Source organism: Flavobacterium noncentrifugens (genome assembly GCF_900100375.1).
In the GTDB taxonomy this organism is placed as follows: domain Bacteria; phylum Bacteroidota; class Bacteroidia; order Flavobacteriales; family Flavobacteriaceae; genus Flavobacterium; species Flavobacterium noncentrifugens.
The window spans coordinates 454678-472563 of the sequence record NZ_FNEZ01000002.1 but is presented as its reverse complement, the minus strand read 5'-3'; the positions used below and the strand labels follow the sequence as shown (position 1 = coordinate 472563).

Here is a 17886-nt window from a genome sequence, read left to right as displayed (position 1 = left end):
AACCGTCAAATTCTCATTCACCCGTTCATTTGCTGAAACTTCAATTATATTTGTGTGGTTAACTAAAATCACAGCATTTTGAAAAACAGTTTCCGTTTCCACATATTTTTTGTATTGTTTGTACTTGCCGGACATTTTTCTTTTGCCCAGGGCCAGGTTATCGACAGTTTGAAACGCGTAATCGCTGCTTCCAAAATCGATACTGCCAAAGCGAATTCCTTTAATAAACTGGCGAATGAATTCCGCGAAATCGATCCCGATTCTGTTTTGTTTTACGCTAAAACAGCCCTCGCATTATCACAGAAAAACCGTTATGCATTTGGCGAAGCTTCGGCGCTGATGAACTTTGGAAATGCCAATATCATTCTGAGCGATTACCCGAAAGCCTTGCAGTACTTTAGTCAGGCTCAGGCCAAATTTGAAAAATTGCTTTCTGATTCAGATCTTCCACAGCTAAAAAACGGACTGGCGCGTGCTTATGCGAGTTCGGGAGTGGTTTTTAGTGAAGAAAACAATTATCCGAGAGCGCTTGAACATTATTTCAAAGCCCTGAAACTGTATCAGGAAACCAACCAAAAACAAAGCATTTCAAAGCTGTACAACAATATTGGAATTGTTTACAAATCACAGAAAAACCTTCAAAAAGCACTTGAATATTTGCTCAAAGCACTGAAACAGCAGGAACAAAATGGCGAGCAGACCATTGCGGTGACGCTGACGAATATCGGTGCGATTTATTTTGAACGACAAAACGACCTGAAAGCTTTCGAATATTATGGCAAAGCTGAAAAAGCCTTTGAAAAAACCGAAAACATTCGTGGTTTTGCCTTATTGCAGAATTACCTAGGTGATTATTACATGAAGAACAACGCCAATGAGAAGGCCATTTCCTATTACAACGAATCGCAGCGTTTGTATGCAGAGATGGACAATAAATTTGGCGTTTCTTTGGTGTTATACAGCTTGGGCGAACTTTACAGCCGTGAGAAAAAGTATCCAGAAGCACTGCGATCTGTACAAAAATCACTGGATCTGGCGAAAGAAATCGGAACACTCGACCAGATTAAGGAATCGGAAAAAATGCTAAGTGACATTTACAGCCATCTTGGAAACGAAAAAGAAGCTTTTCTGCATTTCCGGTCTTATGTAAAAATCAAGGACAGCCTTGAAAACGATGAAAATACGCAGAAATTCATACGCGCAGAAATGAACTTTGAATACGAAAAGAAAGAAGCTTTGCTGCATGAAAAGAACAAACGCCAACAGCAATTCTCTTTATTCCTGATCATTGGCGGATTAATGGCGCTGGTGCTGATTTTCGTTTTGTATAACCGAATGCAGATCAAGCGCAGGCTGACCTTGCAGAAAGAAGTCGCCGAATATGAGCAGAAAGCGCTGCATTTGCAGATGAATCCGCATTTCGTTTTCAATTGCCTGGGTTCGATTTCGAGTTTTATCGTACAGAACGGAACCGATTCTGCGATTAAATATTTGTCGAAATTCTCCAAACTCATGCGCTTGACGCTGGAATATTCGAAAGGTTCGCTAATTCCGATCGATAAAGAAATAGAAGGCTTGCAGAATTATCTCGAACTCGAGCAACTGCGTTTCAATAAAAAATTTGAATTTCAGATCACGTCCAGCCCCGAAATTGAAGATGATATGGCGCTTCCGCCGCTGTTGATCCAGCCATTTGTAGAAAATGCAATTTTGCACGGTATGGTTCCCAAAGAAGGCGACGGCAATATTTCGGTGCGTTTCGATCTTGAAAATGAAAAACTCATCTGCACAATTACCGACGACGGCATCGGGTTTAACCAATCTAAAATATTAAAGGAAAATTCAGTCAAGGCGCACCAATCCATGGCATTGGAAATTACAAAAAAACGACTTGAAATGATGCAGGCCGAAACGGCACAATCTGCGCATGTTTCGATCGAAGAAATACTCGAAAACGGTAAATCATCGGGAACGAAAGTCGTGATTTCACTGCCAATACAATATACATCAGATACAAAAATCAGGATATGATTACAGCATTACTTATAGACGACGACAAACATTTGCGCAAGGGAATGAAAAGCCTTCTGGAGCGCTACGCCTCGGAAATCATCATCATTGGCGAAGCCGAAAGCGTGAAAACCGGCATCATCGCCTTGGAAAAATACAAGCCACAGGTGGTTTTTCTCGACATTCATTTGTCTGACGGAACCGGATTTGACATACTCGAGGAATTTGCAAAGACCAACGGAAAAATGGCGTCGCATATCGTGTTCATTACGGCGCATGAGCAATATGCGCTGAAAGCGTTTAAATTCAGTGCCCTCGATTTTTTGCTGAAGCCTGTTGACCCTGAAGAATTGCAGAAAACGATCACAAAGATCAAGCAGACTTTAGAGAAGAACAATTCATTTGAGCACATCGATTTGCTGTTGGAAAACATCCGGAAAAAAGTCGATAATTTTAAACGGATCGCGCTTTCTACATCCGAAGGCATCCATTTATTTGAGATCAGCGACATCATCCGTTGCGAATCGCAGGACAATTACACGAAGTTTTATATCAAGAACCACAAGCCGTTATTGATTTCGAAAACGCTTAAAGAATACGAGGAATTGCTGAGCGAACACGGTTTTGAGCGCATTCATCAATCGCACCTGATCAACCTGGCTTTTTTAAAATCTTACATTAAAACCGATGGCGGTTATGTGGTGATGGCTGATAATGCAAACCTTCCGATCTCGCAGCGAAAGAAAGAACGCTTGCAGGAACTAATCAAAGCTTTCTAAAAATTAAAGTTGTTTTTATGAAAAAAATTACATTTCTGCTGTTGTTTTTTGCGACGGCAGCACAAGCTCAAACCATTGTAAATATTCCGGATGCAGGTTTTAAAAGCTATTTGCTGGCAGCAGGTTTTGATACGAATGGTGACAACCAAATTGACACAAATGAAGCTTTAGCAGTGACTTCTATGGATGTAATCTCCTCTGAATTCATATTTGACCTTACCGGACTTAGTGCTTTTACAAATCTGACTTCTCTTAAATGTGGCGGCTATTATTTTGATTCCATCGACATGACTGCCTTGACGCACTTGGTTACAATTGAATTTAGAAGTGCGCAATCGGTTAATGTTTCCGGATTGGCAGACCTGAAATCTTTAATCCTCGCCAATAATTCGCTTTCCATTTTGGATTTGACAGGATTGGCAAGCCTTGAATACCTCGATGTTTCATCCAATTCTTCATTATCAAGCCTTGATTTAACGCAGACACCCAACCTTAAACAACTGATTTGCAATGACACCTTTTTAAGCAGTTTAAATGTGAGCAACTTAACGGCATTGACTTTGTTAAAATGCAATGATTCAGAATTGAATTCTTTAATTTTTGGTGGAAATAACAATCTCATAGAAATTGACTGCTCTAACAATAATCTGACTTCTCTAAATGTTCCAACCACAACTACGCTGACAAAATTGAACTGCAACAACAACCAACTCACATCTTTAAATGTCGCATCATTGACAGGGCTGACTTTTTTGCAATGCGCCGTAAATTCGATTGCTGATCTAAATGTATTGCCTTTGACAAATCTTATAAATTTTGGCTGTGATTCAAATCAATTGCAAGCGCTCGATGTACACACGTTAATAAATCTGACTGATTTCACTTGCGGTGAAAACATGCTTACCGAACTAAATGTTGCTCCATTGGTCAATTTAGAGTGGTTTTCTTGTGAAGATAACCAACTTACCGAATTGGATATCGCCTCAATGACAAACTTAATAGCCTTTTTTTGTAGAAACAATCATCTTAACGCCTTAACATTTGGAAACGCAACATCGATTGGAGGATTGTATTGCGAGAATAACAATATTTCTGCACTGGAATTGCTCCCGTTGCACGGTCTTTCAAGCCTTACATGCCAAAATAACCCGATCGTTTCACTCGACATTTCCTCAATAGAAACTGGATATGTAAATTGTGGCAGCCCGGAATTAAGTGAAATCAAGGCCGATGTACCCAGCAATTTGAATATGCTAACGATCTCTGCATCGCAACTGCCTCAACTTAACCTAAACAATCTTTCGCAATTGTCAGAATTAACAATCGGCAGTTCACTATTGACTTCATTGGATCTATCAAAGACTGCAGTTAATGATTTATATTTGACCAATTCGCCAAACTTAACCTATCTGAATTACAAAAATGGTTTACTACAGTTTTCCAATTCTGGAAATATTGATACCCCAAACCTTGCGTTTGTTTGTGCAGATGACTTTAACGCTGTATCTATTCGCAACAAAATAATTTCGTTGCCTACAAACAATCAAAATGTGCAGGTAAACTCCTATTGTTCATTTGTGCCTGGCGGAAATTACAATACGATTTCAGGCGAACTAACCTTTGATGCAAACAACAATGGCTGTAATGCTGCCGATTTAAAGCATCCGCTGATGAAGATCACAATCAACGACGGATTTGAATCCGGAGCTACTTTTACTTCTGAAACCGGAAAATATTCTTTTTTTACTCCTGTCGGAAGTTTTACTGTCAAACCGCAAATTGAAAACCCGCTGTGGTTCAATGTATCTCCGGCGCAGGCAGTTGTGAATTTTGACGCAGCCAACAGCTCTATTTCCACTCAAAACTTTTGCCTTACGGCCAATGGCATCCATCCCGATGTTGAAATTTTGATTTTACCAGTTGGGATTGCGCGCCCGGGATTTGATGCCGATTATGAAATTATCTGTAAGAACAAGGGCAACCAGATTTTGTCAGGAACGATTGCAATGACTTTTGATGATGGGCATACCGATTTTGTTTCGGCGACACCAAATCCTGATTTCCAAAACGGAAACACCATAAGTTGGCTGTATAATAATTTTGCGCTATTTGATTCAAAAAGCTATTTTTTCAGATTGAACTTAAATTCGCCGGTTGAGGATTTGCCGGTAAATGACGGCGACATTCTAAATTCTTCGGTAAATATAACGGCCGCCCAGGGTGATGATATTGGATATGACAATACGTTCAATCTTGCGCAAACTGTCGTAAATTCACACGATCCGAATGATAAAACCTGTCTCGAAGGTGCAAATCTTTCTGCGGAAAACATTGGAAAATACCTGCATTACAACATTAATTTTGAGAATACTGGAAGTGCCGATGCAGTGAATATCGTTGTAAAAGACACGATCAATGCTGCAAAATTCGACATCAATTCCCTTCAAGTGTTAAATAGTTCGCACCCGGTAAAAATAAGTGTTAAAGAAAATATTGTTGAATTCATTTTCGAAAACATCAACCTCCCGCCATCAATCAGAAACCCCATTGGCGGGCACGGAAATGTACTATTTAAGATCAAAACAAATTCGAATCTCCCTATAGACAGCAGCGTTGAAAACACCGCAAACATCTATTTTGATTACAATGCACCGATTGTGACCAATGAAGCCAAGACGACTTTCAGGTTGTTAAACAATCAGGTGTTTGAGCGTGACTACAGCATTAGGATTCATCCAAACCCGGCAAAGGATTTTGTAAAGATCCAGTCGAAAAATACGATCAAAACGATTGATTTATTTGATGTTCAGGGACGCATTTTGCAAACATCGGTAGAAAACAAAAAGGAAACTTCGATCGATTTGTCACAACAATCAAACGGCATTTACTTTTTGAAAATCACCAGTGAAAAAGGAGGCAAAATTGAAAAAATCATTAAGAATAACTAACATATTATTATGAAAAAGATAGCCTTTTTATTGATGTTTTTTGCAATGACCACAAATGCGCAGGTAATTAATTTTCCAGATGCAAATTTTAAGGCATTGCTACTGCAAGCTGATGTAACCAATTCAATTGCTAAAAACCGTAGCAACGCTTATTTTAAAATCGACAGCAATAACGATGGTGAAATCCAATTCGCGGAAGCGCTTGAAGTTTCTGAACTGAACTCGGTCAATCGAAATATTTCTGATTTGACAGGAATTCTATCATTTTCGAACCTGGCGTATTTGTCGTTAGAGTCTGATCCTATGACCAACTTAAATGTCAGCAATATGGTATTTTTAAAAAAATTGTTTGCGAATGACGTACCATTGGAAACATTAAATATTTCAGGCACTGCACTCCAAAACTTAACCGTTGTTGGCGCAAATTTGCCTGCTTTAGATTTGCGCCCGATGACAAGCCTGGTCAATGTGAATTGTTCACGGAATATGCGTGTAATGACCAATTTTAATATTTCCGGTTTGACAAATCTTCAGGTGCTTTCTTTGACTTTAACATCAATACAAAATTTTGAAGCCCTTGGCATGACGGAATTAACATATATCGACGGGCCAGTACCTGACAACAACATGGTATCTTTTAGTATCTCTGATTTCAGTTCGGCGGCAATTGATTCTTATCCCTTCACTATGGGTTTTGGAAACAACACTAATCTTACAACAGTCAACATTTCCAATTGCCTTGGTATGACAATGGTGGGTTTTACAGGCTGTACGAATCTCGAAAATGTCAACATTGTAAACTGCCCTGATCTGAATTCATTTAGCAGCAACAACTCCAAATTTACGACTGTTAATCTTACAGGAACTACGAATATTACCCTGATGACGTTTTATAATGGTTTTTTGACGTCGCTAGATCTTTCGGCAATGCACAGGCTCGAAGCTTTATCTATCGTTAACAATCCGATTGCCAATCTCAGTATTAAAAACGGAAGCCGTGAAACATTGGTTCTAACCAATTTGCCCCTACTGGGTTACATTTGTGCCGATGCGGAAGAAATTTCTTATGTTAGACAAACCATCGGAGGCGCACCGGCAGTCAACGATTATTGCACTTTTACGCCTGGTGGCGGATACAATACCATTACCGGAACACTGCGGTTCGATAACGACAACAACGGTTGCAATACAGATCCGGTGTTGCCGCTTATGAAGGTAAAACTGACTGAAAGCAATGGAATCAGCCGCGAGGTTTTTACAAGAAATTCAGGGAATTATACATTTTACACCCAAGCTGGAGATTATACCATACAAACCGATTTCGAAAATCCTGCATACTTTATCACAACGCCACAAAACGCACTGATTCATTTTCCTGCAGCCGAAGGTTTGCTACAAACACAGGATTTCTGCATTACCGCAAATGGGAACCATCCCGATATAGAGATTGTGATGGCCGAATTGAGCGCAGCTGCACCGGGCTTTGAAATACTTTATAAAATTTCATTCAAAAACAAAGGAAATAAAACATCAAACGGAACAGTTACACTTGATTTTGAGAGTAGCGTCATCGATTTCATTTCAACATCACATCCCGTATTTAGCATCATTCCAAACCGCTTAATTTTTAATTATACCAACCTGATCCCTTTTGAAAACAGGGAAATTACAATCCGGATGCGCATTCATTCGCCTGTAGAAATAAACCCTGTAAATATTGGAGATATCCTGCATTTTACCGCAACAATTGATCCAATTGATGCTGATGACACGCTGGCCGACAATGTATTTATTTTTAATCAAAAGGTTACCGGCGCATTCGACCCTAATAATAAAATTTGCCTTGAAGGTGACAATGTCACTCCTGAAAAAATTGGAAAATACCTGCATTACAATATCAATTTTGAAAATACCGGCAATGCCAATGCTGAAAATATCGTGATCAGCGATACCATCGATCCTAATAAATTTGACATCAAATCATTGCAGGTTTTAAATAGTTCGCATCCCGTATATGTCAAAACCGAAGGCAATACAATTGAATTTATTTACGAAGGCATCAACTTGCCACCGTCTCACATGCATCCGATTGGCGGCCATGGAAATGTGCTTTTCAAAATTAAAACCAACTCAAATCTTTATGCTGGCGATACGGTAGAAAACACCGCAAACATCTATTTTGACTACAATGCTCCGATTGTGACCAATGAAGCCAAGACGACTTTCAGGTTGTTAAACAATCAGGCGTTTGAGCGTGACTACAGCATCAGGATTCATCCAAACCCGGCAAAGGATTTTGTAAAGATCCAATCGAAAAATATGATCAAAACGATTGATTTATTTGATGTTCAGGGACGCATTTTGCAAACATCGGTAGAAAACAAAAAGGAAACTTCGATCGATTTGTCACAACAATCAAACGGCATTTACTTTTTAAAAATCACCAGTGAAAAAGGAAGCAAAATTGAAAAAATCATCAAAGAATAAATGATCGTTGACCATCATAAAAGTTTTATCATGAAAAAAATATTCTCTTGCTTATTATTGATTGGCACCATGGCACATGCCCAGGACATCATCGAGTTTTCAGATCCAAATTTTAAAACCGCGCTTTTAAACCATCCGACACTGGTGGATACAAATGGTGACGGCGAAATTCAGTTTACCGAAGCCGAAACCGTTTTAGATCTGGAAGTGAGCGCCTCCAATATTTCGGCTATGCCAGAAATACAATATTTTATCAATTTAAGGAATCTTGCATGCAATGGTAACAACCTGGCAACATTGGATATAAGCATGTTGCCACAGCTTGGCATTGTGTTTTGCGACAACAACGCATTAACATCGTTGCTGTTAAACCATGCTCCACACGCTATGTCGCTTTTTTGCAATGACAATCAACTCGTTACATTAGACCTGAGCAATCTGGGGATTGAAACTTTATATTGCCAAAATAATGCCTTAACTGCTGTAAACTTATCCGGGATTACACAGTTGTATGAAAGTAATTTTTCTAATAACCAACTGACGGCTTTGGAATTTCCTGAATATTCCATTTCATCCGGAGACATTCTTACGATTTCTAACAATCCGCTTACTTCCTTTACGCTAAGGCATAGCAGTCTGGTTAATTTTGTCTGTACGAATACTGCAATAACAACATTGGATGTTTCGCATTGCTCGTTTTACCGTACCGGCGTAAACCTCAGCAACAACCCAAACCTGCAATACATCAATCTGAAGAATGGCGTTGGTGATTCCTGCGATCCTGCGATTGATTCGAGCTGCAACCGCGGATGGCAAATCGACAATTGCCCGGCCTTAAAATATATTTGTGTGGATAGTTTTGAAGAAGGTACTTTTTTTAGTGAGCATGTTACCAATGTACCTGTATATTCCCCGTATTGTTCATTTGTACCTGGCGGAAATTACAATACCATTACAGGAAATGTACGCTTTGACGCAAACAACAATGGCTGTGATGAAAATGATCTTGCCATGCCGTATATTAAAATCAGGGCAAATGACACAACAGACGAAAATGCAGCGGTTACTGATCACAATGGAAATTATTCGATTTACACCACTTCGGGCAACTTTACAGTAGCGCCCATTATTGAAAGACCTGAACTTTTTAATATCAGCCCTTTATCAGCAGTGGCGACATTTCCTTTCGATAATGCCAGCCATGAGATCACACAGGACTTTTGCATCACACCCGAAGGAATGCATCCTGACGTAGAAGTGGTCGTTGTGCCACTCACTACAGCGCGCCCAGGATTTGATGCGGTTTATAAAATCGTCTATAAAAATAAAGGAAATCAAATACTTTCAGGAAGCGTTGTTTTTAATTATGACGATAGTTTTTCTGATTTTGTTAATGCTGTTCCTGATCCTTCCGCCGGGCAAATTGGATTGCGCGCCTTTCTCTATAATAATTTACTGCCTTTTGAAAGCAGGCAAATCATTGTAACGCTCAATATTAATTCGTCTGTTGAAACCCCGCCGGTACATAGCGGTGATGTTTTGAGTTTCTTGGCCTCGGTATCGCCAATTGCAACTGATGAAACGCCGCTTGACAACAATTTTACATTCAACCAAACAGCCGTTAATGCAATTGACCCGAATAGTAAAATTTGCCTTGAAGGAGAAATATTAGATTCAGCGCAAATTGGCAAATATGTGCATTACAATATTAATTTCGAAAATCTGGGAACTGCTAATGCAACAAACATCGTGGTCAGGGATGTGATCGACAGCAACAAATTCAGCATGGAGTCACTTCAGGTCTTAAACAGCTCACATCCTTTAAGCACGAAAGTCAAAGGGAATGTCGTTGAGTTCATTTTTGAAAACATCAATTTGCCACCTTCCTCCATAAGCCCGATTGGCGGACACGGAAACGTGCTGTTTAAAATCAAAACCAAATCCGATATTCCAATAGACGGCACCATAGAAAACACCGCAAATATCTATTTCGATTACAATGCGCCAATTGAAACCAATGAAGCAAAAACGACTTTCAGGCTGTTGAAGAACCAGCAATTTGAGCGCGACAGCAGTATCAGTATACATCCAAACCCGGCGAAAGATGTGGTGAAGATCCAATCGAAAAACACGATTAAATCGATTGCGCTATTTGATGTTCAGGGCCGAATTCTTCAGTCATCGGCAGAAAACAAAAAGGAAACTTCAATCGATCTGTCACAACAATCCAAAGGCATTTACTTTTTGAAGATCAGTACAGAAAAAGGAAGCAAGATCGAAAAAATCATCAAAGAATAAGAAAAAGAATTATTGGTTATGTGAAGTAAAATCGCGATCTGTAAAAAGGTCGCTTTCTTATAGTACCAATAAGCCGAAATCGCGTAAAACCTGAATCGTTTTTGAATGCCAGAAGAGTTCAAAATCTTCAAGCCCGGCATTTTCAAAGCTGGTTTTAAATTCGCCCAACGTCGTTGTTTTTGAATTCGAAACACTGATTTTTGGCAGCATTTCCTGAAACCAACCGCCTTCTCCAGCATTTGCAGTGACCGTAAAACTTTCCTTTTTGTCGTGAAATTTCAGCGAAATCATGTTCCAGCTTCGGCCTTTTTTGGTTTTTGTGAAACGTTCCATACTTGGCTTTCCGCCGAGCCAAATGACTTTTGCCGAATTTTTAATCGAAAGATCGGTGTCTTCATTTAGTGCATTAAAAATAAAATCATCAGGGATTTTGGTACGCGGAATCTTAAATTCGAACCAATCCTGCAACGGATAATCGAAACAAATGCCGTGCATATAATTGAACAGCGATTTCTTTAATCCGAAACTGAATTTATCGTGATCGATTCCGGTTTGATCTGTGTAATTGATGTCGTTATTGGCAAACGAACCCACAATATCCGATTCCTTCACCACGCCAAATTGCTCCGGATACAAACCCACCGGACTGTGCGCCGTCATTGCAAACTGGTGCCAGAAACCCGATTGCAAAATTCCCGCTTCAAACAATTGGCGCACCATTTCAAGGCTGTCAACAGTTTCCTGGATGGTTTGCGTGGGATAGCCGTACATCAAATACGCGTGTACCATAATTCCGGCTTCAGTAAAATTCCGGGTTACTTTTGCGACTTGTTCGACCGTTACGCCTTTATCGATGAGTTCCAGCAAACGGTCGGAAGCCACTTCCAATCCGCCCGAAACGGCAATGCAGCCTGAAGCTTTTAATAAAAGGCATAAATCTTTAGTGAAGCTTTTTTCAAAACGGATGTTCGTCCACCAGGTGACTGCAATTTTCCGTCGGATGATTTCCAATGCCAACGCACGCATCAATGCTGGTGGTGCGGCTTCATCGACAAAATGAAAACCATTCTGCCCGGTTTGCGCGATCAGTTCTTCGACGCGGTCGCAAAGCAGGTTCGCCGCGACAGGCTCGTAGACCTTAATATAATCGAGCGAAATGTCGCAAAATGTGCATTTACCCCAATAACAGCCGTGCGCCATGGTGAGTTTGTTCCATCGGCCGTCGCTCCACATGCGGTGCATCGGGTTGACGATTTCGATCACCGAGATGTATTTGTCCAACAGCAAATCGGAATAATCAGGCGTTCCGGTTTCGCTTTGCTTGTAATCGCGGCAGGTCGAATTGTTGATATACTGCACTTTTCCATCGACTAAGGCAAAAGTCCGCTTTAAATCGCATAAATTACGTTTACCTTCTAAATGTTCAATCAGATTTTCAACCGGCATTTCGCCGTCGTCAAGCGTAATAAAATCCAGGAATTCGAAGACGCGCGCATCCGAAAGCGAACGCAATTCGGTATTCGGGAAACCGCCGCCCATAGAAATCTTAATATTCGGATAATGCTTTTTGATCCATTGCGCTGAGCGGAAAGCCGCATATAAATTTCCGGGAAACGGCACCGAGATCAAAACAAAATCGGGCTGTATGCTTTCGATTTTTTTTCGGAGGATTTCAATCAGGATCTCATCGATATAAGTATGGCCGAGTTGCAGCGCAGCATAGAGTTCGTCGAACGAATTCGCGCTTCGGCCCAAACGTTCGGCATATCGGCTAAAGCCAAAATTCTCATCTACGGCTTCGACGATAAAATCGGAAATATCCTCAAGATACAATGTAGATAAATGCTTGGCTTTGTCCTGAGTTCCCATAGTCCCAAAAGCCCAGTCGAGTTCTTCAAGTTGTGCAAACCGCGATGCTTCAGGCAGGAAATCTTCCTGGCAGATTTGTAATGATAAGGTTGGATTTTTTCCCTGTAGAAACAAAATCACGGCATCGATCGTTTTGAGGTATTCGTCCTGCAGCGCTAAAATCCGCCCAGCATTTGCCGAAAGCTGCAAGGTTTTATTTTCAGCATCTTTAAAAATCCGCTCAAGCCCTTTTTTGGAAAACAATTCGAGGATGACTTCAATTCCGAGGTCAGCCTGCGTGGAAGGAATATTTTTAGTATTCAGGAAGCCTTTAATATAAGCCGTCGCCGGATAGGGCGTGTTGAGTTGCGTGAAGGGCGGCGTAAAAAGGAATATTTTGGTTTCCATAACTAAAAAGGCAAATTTACAGCATATTTTGGTTGCTGCCGATGATTTGCATGAATTTGTCTGAACTAATTCAGATCAAAGCCAATGGTGGATCAATGTTGGATTCCCAACCCTTTGTTAAAGCAAATTTAGCACACTTTATTTTTGTAATTTTACCGACTCGAAGGCTGAAAAGCCTATTGGAACAAAGTAAAATTTTAAGCAAAAAACTATGCCAACCGACTGTATAAGCTACCAGGATTCCGGATATTTCACGCCCATCATGAATGATTACCTGAATCAGAAAACGCAGCTACAGCCATTGTACAACCGATTTCCGACACTTGAGAATTTCGGGGCACAGATTTTAGAAAAGCAGCTAAATTTCAATCCTGAAAACAGGAAAGTGCTGTCGCAAACGCTGCAAAAGCAATATAAAAAAGTCCCTGCTTCTGACCTGACGCTTAAAAACATCGAACTGCTGCAGCACGAAAATACCTTTACGATCACGACCGGGCATCAGTTGAATTTGTTTACCGGGCCGTTGTATTTTTTATATAAGATCATCAGTACGATCAACCTGGTGAAGCAATTGAAAGCCGAATACCCGCAGCACCATTTCGTACCTATATATTGGATGGCAACCGAAGACCATGATTTTGAAGAAATCAATTATTTCACTTTTAAAGGCAAAAAGTTTCGTTGGAACAAAGAAAGTTCGGGGCCGGTTGGGCGTTTGTCAACAGCAGGTTTAGACGAAGTTTTTAAACTATTTGCACTTGACCTTGGGCCGGGAAGCAATGCTGAAACAATTAAAACGCTTTTCAGCAAAGCATACCTGAAACATGAAAATCTTGCTGATGCTACACGTTGGCTGGCAAATGCGCTGTTTAAAGATTTTGGCCTGGTGATCATTGAACCTGATGATAAAGCGCTCAAAACATTACTTGCTCCGTATGTGAAACGGGAATTGCTGGAGCAGGTTTCTTCTAAAATGGTTTCAGAAACGACTAAAAAGCTAGAAGACTACAACATTCAGGTGAACCCGCGGGAGATCAATCTCTTTTACATCGAAGATGGTTTGCGCGAACGCATTATTTTTCAGGACGGTTTGTATTATGTCAACCATACCAAAATAAAATTTACGGAACCTGAAATCCTCGAAACACTAGAAAACCATCCGGAGAAATTCAGCCCGAACGTCATCATGCGCCCCTTGTACCAGGAAGCCATCCTACCAAACCTTTGTTACATCGGCGGCGGCGGCGAATTGGCCTATTGGCTTGAGCTTAAAGCCTATTTTAATGCGGTAAATGTTACATTTCCTATATTATTACTGCGAAATTCTGTAATGCTCGCTACTGAAAAACAAGCTAAAAAAGCCGATCGTTTGTTTTTATCGTGGTCAGATTTATTTATGAAACAACAGGAATTGGTAAACCGCAAAACCAGGGAAATATCAGAATTCCCGGTGAATTTCGAAAAGCAAAAAATATTGCTCAAGCAACAATTTGAAGATTTGATGCAGGTTGCCCTGAAAACCGACAAATCTTTCACAGGCGCTGTCGAAGCACAGCAAGCCAAGCAAATAAAAGGTTTGGAAAATCTTGAGAAACGTTTGCTAAAAGCACAAAAAAGAAAATACAGCGAGCAACTCCAGCGCATCACCGATTTGCAAAATGAATTGTTTCCAAATAAAAGCCTTCAAGAACGGCAAGCGAATTTTGCAGAATTTTATTTGGAAAGCGGAAAAGCCTTGATTCAGAAATTGTTATTTTCTTTGCATCCACTGGAAAACGATTTTGACATTATTGTGCTTTAAGGATTATGCTATTGTCAAAAAGTAACTCTTTAATTTAAGTATCGAAAAAAAAAGGATATTTCTAAAATTAATATCACGATTCAACTGTTAAAAAAATAATCTTATCAACACGATAACGTTTTCGTAACACTAATTCTTTACGCAATCGATTTTGCTATGGAAATTTGATTATTTTTATTGAAATTTAAACTTAAATCATTTATTATGAAAACAAAATTACTATCCTTATTGTTGTTTTTTGTACTTTCAATGGGATACTCACAAACAAGTATTGCAATTGTAGGTGCTGATGTAGGCGGATGGCCAGATGCGGCAAATCCAGTACCAGATACTCATGTAATGACAACTACTGACGGGATTCACTGGACATTGGATGCTATCGAAATTATTCCAGTTGCTGTTGATGGCGGATTGAAATTCCGTGCAGACAATGCCTGGACGCTCAACTGGGGTAGCGATGCTTTCCCTACTGGAATTGCTGTTCTAAACGGTCCAAATATTCATGGTGTTGGCGCAATTTACAGCGTTACTTTTAACAGTGTTACAGGGGAATTTCACTTCGAAGGCCCACCGGTACCGGTAGTTAAAATCATTGGTGCTGCCGTTGAATCAGCTGACGGTATCGCAATGACGACTTCAGATGCTGTTAACTATACGGCTTCAAACGTAACGCTTCTTACAGGTGGCGCTCAGTTTAACATTGCAGTTGACGCAGAAAATGTAAGCTACGGTGGAACTACTTTCCCTGAAGGTGAAGCTACAGACGAGGGTGTAACAATTCCTGTAGTAGCAGGAACTTATACTACTGTAACCTACAACATTAATGACGGTGTGTATGTATTTACTGCTGCTCCTGTTTATCCATCGATTGCGCTTGTAGGAAGTGGCGCAGGCGGATGGCCGGTTGATCCACAGATCGATGCTAATGTGTTGACAACTGCTGACGGTGAAACTTATACTGGAGTTGTAACGCTTACTGCTGTTGACCCTGCAATTGATGGTTCAGGCGAAATCAAATTCCGCTCAAACAATGACTGGAACCAGCCAAACTGGGGTGGTGGTTCATTCCCTGCGGGCCCAACAGTTCCTGCTGACAATATTTTCGTTACAACTGCCGGCACTTATGACGTAGTGTTCACAAGATCTACAGGTGCTTACACATTCTCTATGGCTTCTTTCGCAATCGTAGGAGACGGTGCTGGTGGATGGCCAAATGACCCACAAATCGATGCAAACCAAATGACCACTACTGATGGCGCTAACTACACATTGGCTTCAGTTACTTTGACAGATGGTCCAATCAAATTCCGCGCTAACAATGCCTGGACAATGAATTTTGGCGGTACTGCATTTCCTTCTGGAACTGGAGTTGCAAATAGCAATGATAACATACCAGCAACAGCTGGAACTTACAGCGTATCTTTGAACAGATTGACTGGTGCTTACAGCTTCGCAACTTTAGCAACTGCTAACTTTGACAAAGCAGCTTTCAAAGCATATCCTAACCCAACGCACAACAACTGGAACTTTGATTCTGCTAAAGAAAACATCGAAACCATCCAAATCGTTGATGTATTAGGAAAAACTGTTTTGAACATCGCTCCAAACGCAGCTTCTGCTTCGGTTGACGCTTCAGCTTTAAACAATGGTGTGTACTTCGCAAGAATTGCAACAGCTACAGGTTCTAAAACTGTAAAAGTGGTTAAAAACTAAATTTTTATCTTAAATATTAAAAATCCCTTGCTACTAAATGGCAAGGGATTTTTTATGCAAAAAAGTAAAACTTGACTTTTAAAAATCAATTAATAAACCTTACTTTTGCAGCAAATTAAAAAAAACAAAATGGCAACGAACAGAACATTTACAATGATCAAACCAGATGCGGTAGAAAACGGCCACATCGGAGGAATTTTAAATATGATTGCAGAAGCAGGTTTTAAAATTGTTTCTTTAAAATTAACGCAATTGACTACTGCAGATGCCCAGGCATTTTATGCAGTGCACGCAGCACGTCCATTCTATGGCGAATTGGTTGAATTCATGTCAAGAGGCCCAATCGTAGCGGCAATCCTTGAAAAAGAAAATGCCATCGAAGAATTCCGTACCTTGATCGGGGCTACAAACCCGGCTGATGCTGCTGAAGGAACCATCCGTAAAAAATATGCCACTTCAATCGGTGAAAATGCAGTTCACGGTTCAGACAGCGATGAAAATGCAGCTATTGAAGGTGCTTTCCATTTCGCAGGAAGAGAGCAGTTTTAATCAAATGAGTCATTAGATAATTGTTCAGTGAAGATAAAAAAGCCAGTTGTAAAACAACTGGCTTTTTAATTCGCATATCCGCTAATTTCTAATTGACTCATTTTGTAATCATTACCGCAGCACCACATCTTTCACCACTTCACGTCGCAATTCTTCATTGATCATTTTAATGATTTTCGCCTTTCCATAACTCAATTCCTCACGCAAAACTGCTGAAGTCAGCTCAACATAAAGCGTACTGCCTTTTAAAATGACGTTTCTGGTATACGTATTCACGCCGTTCCCCATCAGGTTTTTCCATGCATCCTTCACAGAAACATCATCGATTCCGGGCTGCAGCTTGTTGACCTGGATAATCTGCTTCAGCACATCGCCTATCGAACTGTCGTTATTGAGCCTTTTTGCCATTTCCGGTGATGTTTATGGGAGTGGTTTTCTTATAATGGTATTCTTTATTTTCTGCATTCAGCAAAACCAGTTCTTTTTCTGAAACTGATTTTAATTCCTCACGCCATTTCGCATAAGGCGTTTCATATTTCAGGTAGGTTTTGCCCTTATCATAAACCACGGCCACTTTTTCCTGCAGTTCATTAGTTTCAAAACTGCCGTCAAGCCGCGGCATTACTTTCTGCCGAAAGCCTTTATTTCCTTTGATCTCAAAAAAATCGTACGTCTCATTAATCGTATAATCTTTCACTTTCCCATCGGGAAGCAACACTTTTTCAATCTCCCAATAGCCGTTGAGCTTTGCCACATCCTCAGGCTTTACCTGATGCTGGCAAGCCGACAGAAACAACGATATGGCTACAATCCTGAATGCATTTTTCATTTGGTAAAAATAGGATTTTTAAATGGAATTTTCTTTTTCGGGAGCAATTTCCGGCTGTACGCTTGTATCTTTTTATTGCACATACCTTTCCGTGAACCGGAGCAGCATCCAGGCAATAAAAAGGATACCGCTGCCATCCGGGCTAGGCACTTCAATTAAAATGAAAAATTGTTTAAACTATTGTGTATTTTTAAGGTCATAAGCCCGACTTAAAAA

11 protein-coding genes are annotated in these 17886 nt (G+C 40.3%); 8 read left to right on the top strand and 3 right to left on the bottom strand.

From position 1 onward, the window contains the following. Positions 1 to 78: 78 nt before the first annotated feature. The 5 genes from BLS32_RS06815 to BLS32_RS06795 are packed head-to-tail and all read left to right on the top strand — an operon-like array spanning position 79 to position 10522. On the top strand, positions 79 to 2031 hold the full coding sequence (locus BLS32_RS06815) for a tetratricopeptide repeat protein (protein ID WP_091393227.1): 1953 nt from the start codon (positions 79 to 81) through the stop codon (positions 2029 to 2031). Then, positions 2028 to 2789, top strand: a complete 762-nt coding sequence (locus BLS32_RS06810; RefSeq protein WP_091393225.1) for a LytR/AlgR family response regulator transcription factor — start codon at positions 2028 to 2030, stop codon at positions 2787 to 2789. Before BLS32_RS06815 ends, BLS32_RS06810 begins: the two co-directional genes overlap by 4 nt. Positions 2790 to 2806: 17 nt before the next feature. Next, a complete protein-coding gene (locus tag BLS32_RS06805; protein ID WP_091393222.1) occupies positions 2807 to 5737 on the top strand; it encodes a T9SS type A sorting domain-containing protein in 2931 nt (976 codons plus the stop codon). 9 nt (positions 5738 to 5746) lie between these two features. Continuing rightward, positions 5747 to 8224: a T9SS type A sorting domain-containing protein gene (locus tag BLS32_RS06800; RefSeq protein ID WP_091393220.1), complete on the top strand. Its 2478-nt coding sequence runs from the start codon at positions 5747 to 5749 to the stop codon at positions 8222 to 8224. 30 nt (positions 8225 to 8254) lie between these two features. Further along, positions 8255 to 10522 carry a T9SS type A sorting domain-containing protein gene (locus tag BLS32_RS06795; RefSeq protein WP_170227546.1) on the top strand — a complete coding sequence of 756 codons (2268 nt, stop codon included), beginning with the start codon at positions 8255 to 8257 and terminating at the stop codon, positions 10520 to 10522. A 57-nt stretch (positions 10523 to 10579) separates the two neighbouring features. Here the strand turns inward: BLS32_RS06795 and BLS32_RS06790 are convergent, their stop codons facing one another. Beyond that, on the bottom strand, positions 10580 to 12778 hold the full coding sequence (locus tag BLS32_RS06790) for a B12-binding domain-containing radical SAM protein (RefSeq protein ID WP_091393214.1): 2199 nt from the start codon (positions 12776 to 12778) through the stop codon (positions 10580 to 10582). Between the two features lie 211 nt (positions 12779 to 12989). Here BLS32_RS06790 and bshC point away from each other — a divergent pair, with 211 nt between their 5' ends. The 3 genes from bshC to BLS32_RS06775 all read left to right on the top strand — a co-directional run bounded on the left by bshC (position 12990) and on the right by BLS32_RS06775 (position 16841). Then, positions 12990 to 14579 (top strand): bacillithiol biosynthesis cysteine-adding enzyme BshC, encoded by a 1590-nt coding sequence (gene bshC / locus BLS32_RS06785; RefSeq protein ID WP_091393211.1) that lies wholly within the window; start codon positions 12990 to 12992, stop codon positions 14577 to 14579. A gap of 204 nt (positions 14580 to 14783) precedes the next feature. Beyond that, positions 14784 to 16292 (top strand): T9SS type A sorting domain-containing protein, encoded by a 1509-nt coding sequence (locus BLS32_RS06780; RefSeq protein WP_091393208.1) that lies wholly within the window; start codon positions 14784 to 14786, stop codon positions 16290 to 16292. 129 nt (positions 16293 to 16421) lie between these two features. Then, positions 16422 to 16841 carry a nucleoside-diphosphate kinase gene (locus BLS32_RS06775; RefSeq protein ID WP_091394643.1) on the top strand — a complete coding sequence of 140 codons (420 nt, stop codon included), beginning with the start codon at positions 16422 to 16424 and terminating at the stop codon, positions 16839 to 16841. A 111-nt stretch (positions 16842 to 16952) separates the two neighbouring features. Here BLS32_RS06775 and BLS32_RS06770 read toward each other — a convergent pair whose 3' ends face one another. Beyond that, entirely contained in the window at positions 16953 to 17249 is a 297-nt protein-coding gene (locus BLS32_RS06770; protein ID WP_091393205.1) for a DciA family protein, read from the bottom strand. Next, complete coding sequence (locus tag BLS32_RS06765; protein WP_091393203.1) at positions 17230 to 17670, bottom strand: lipocalin family protein; 441 nt, start codon at positions 17668 to 17670, stop codon at positions 17230 to 17232. Before BLS32_RS06765 ends, BLS32_RS06770 begins: the two co-directional genes overlap by 20 nt. Positions 17671 to 17886: the final 216 nt, after the last annotated feature.

Coding starts and splice junctions, on each gene's coding strand:
- BLS32_RS06790 (WP_091393214.1), bottom strand. CDS start 12,778: ATGGAAACCAAAATATTCCTTTTTACGCCGCCCTTCACGCAACTCAAC.
- BLS32_RS06770 (WP_091393205.1), bottom strand. CDS start 17,249: ATGGCAAAAAGGCTCAATAACGACAGTTCGATAGGCGATGTGCTGAAG.
- BLS32_RS06780 (WP_091393208.1), top strand. CDS start 14,784: ATGAAAACAAAATTACTATCCTTATTGTTGTTTTTTGTACTTTCAATG.
- BLS32_RS06805 (WP_091393222.1), top strand. CDS start 2,807: ATGAAAAAAATTACATTTCTGCTGTTGTTTTTTGCGACGGCAGCACAA.
- bshC (WP_091393211.1), top strand. CDS start 12,990: ATGCCAACCGACTGTATAAGCTACCAGGATTCCGGATATTTCACGCCC.
- BLS32_RS06800 (WP_091393220.1), top strand. CDS start 5,747: ATGAAAAAGATAGCCTTTTTATTGATGTTTTTTGCAATGACCACAAAT.
- BLS32_RS06795 (WP_170227546.1), top strand. CDS start 8,255: ATGAAAAAAATATTCTCTTGCTTATTATTGATTGGCACCATGGCACAT.
- BLS32_RS06810 (WP_091393225.1), top strand. CDS start 2,028: ATGATTACAGCATTACTTATAGACGACGACAAACATTTGCGCAAGGGA.
- BLS32_RS06765 (WP_091393203.1), bottom strand. CDS start 17,670: ATGAAAAATGCATTCAGGATTGTAGCCATATCGTTGTTTCTGTCGGCT.
- BLS32_RS06775 (WP_091394643.1), top strand. CDS start 16,422: ATGGCAACGAACAGAACATTTACAATGATCAAACCAGATGCGGTAGAA.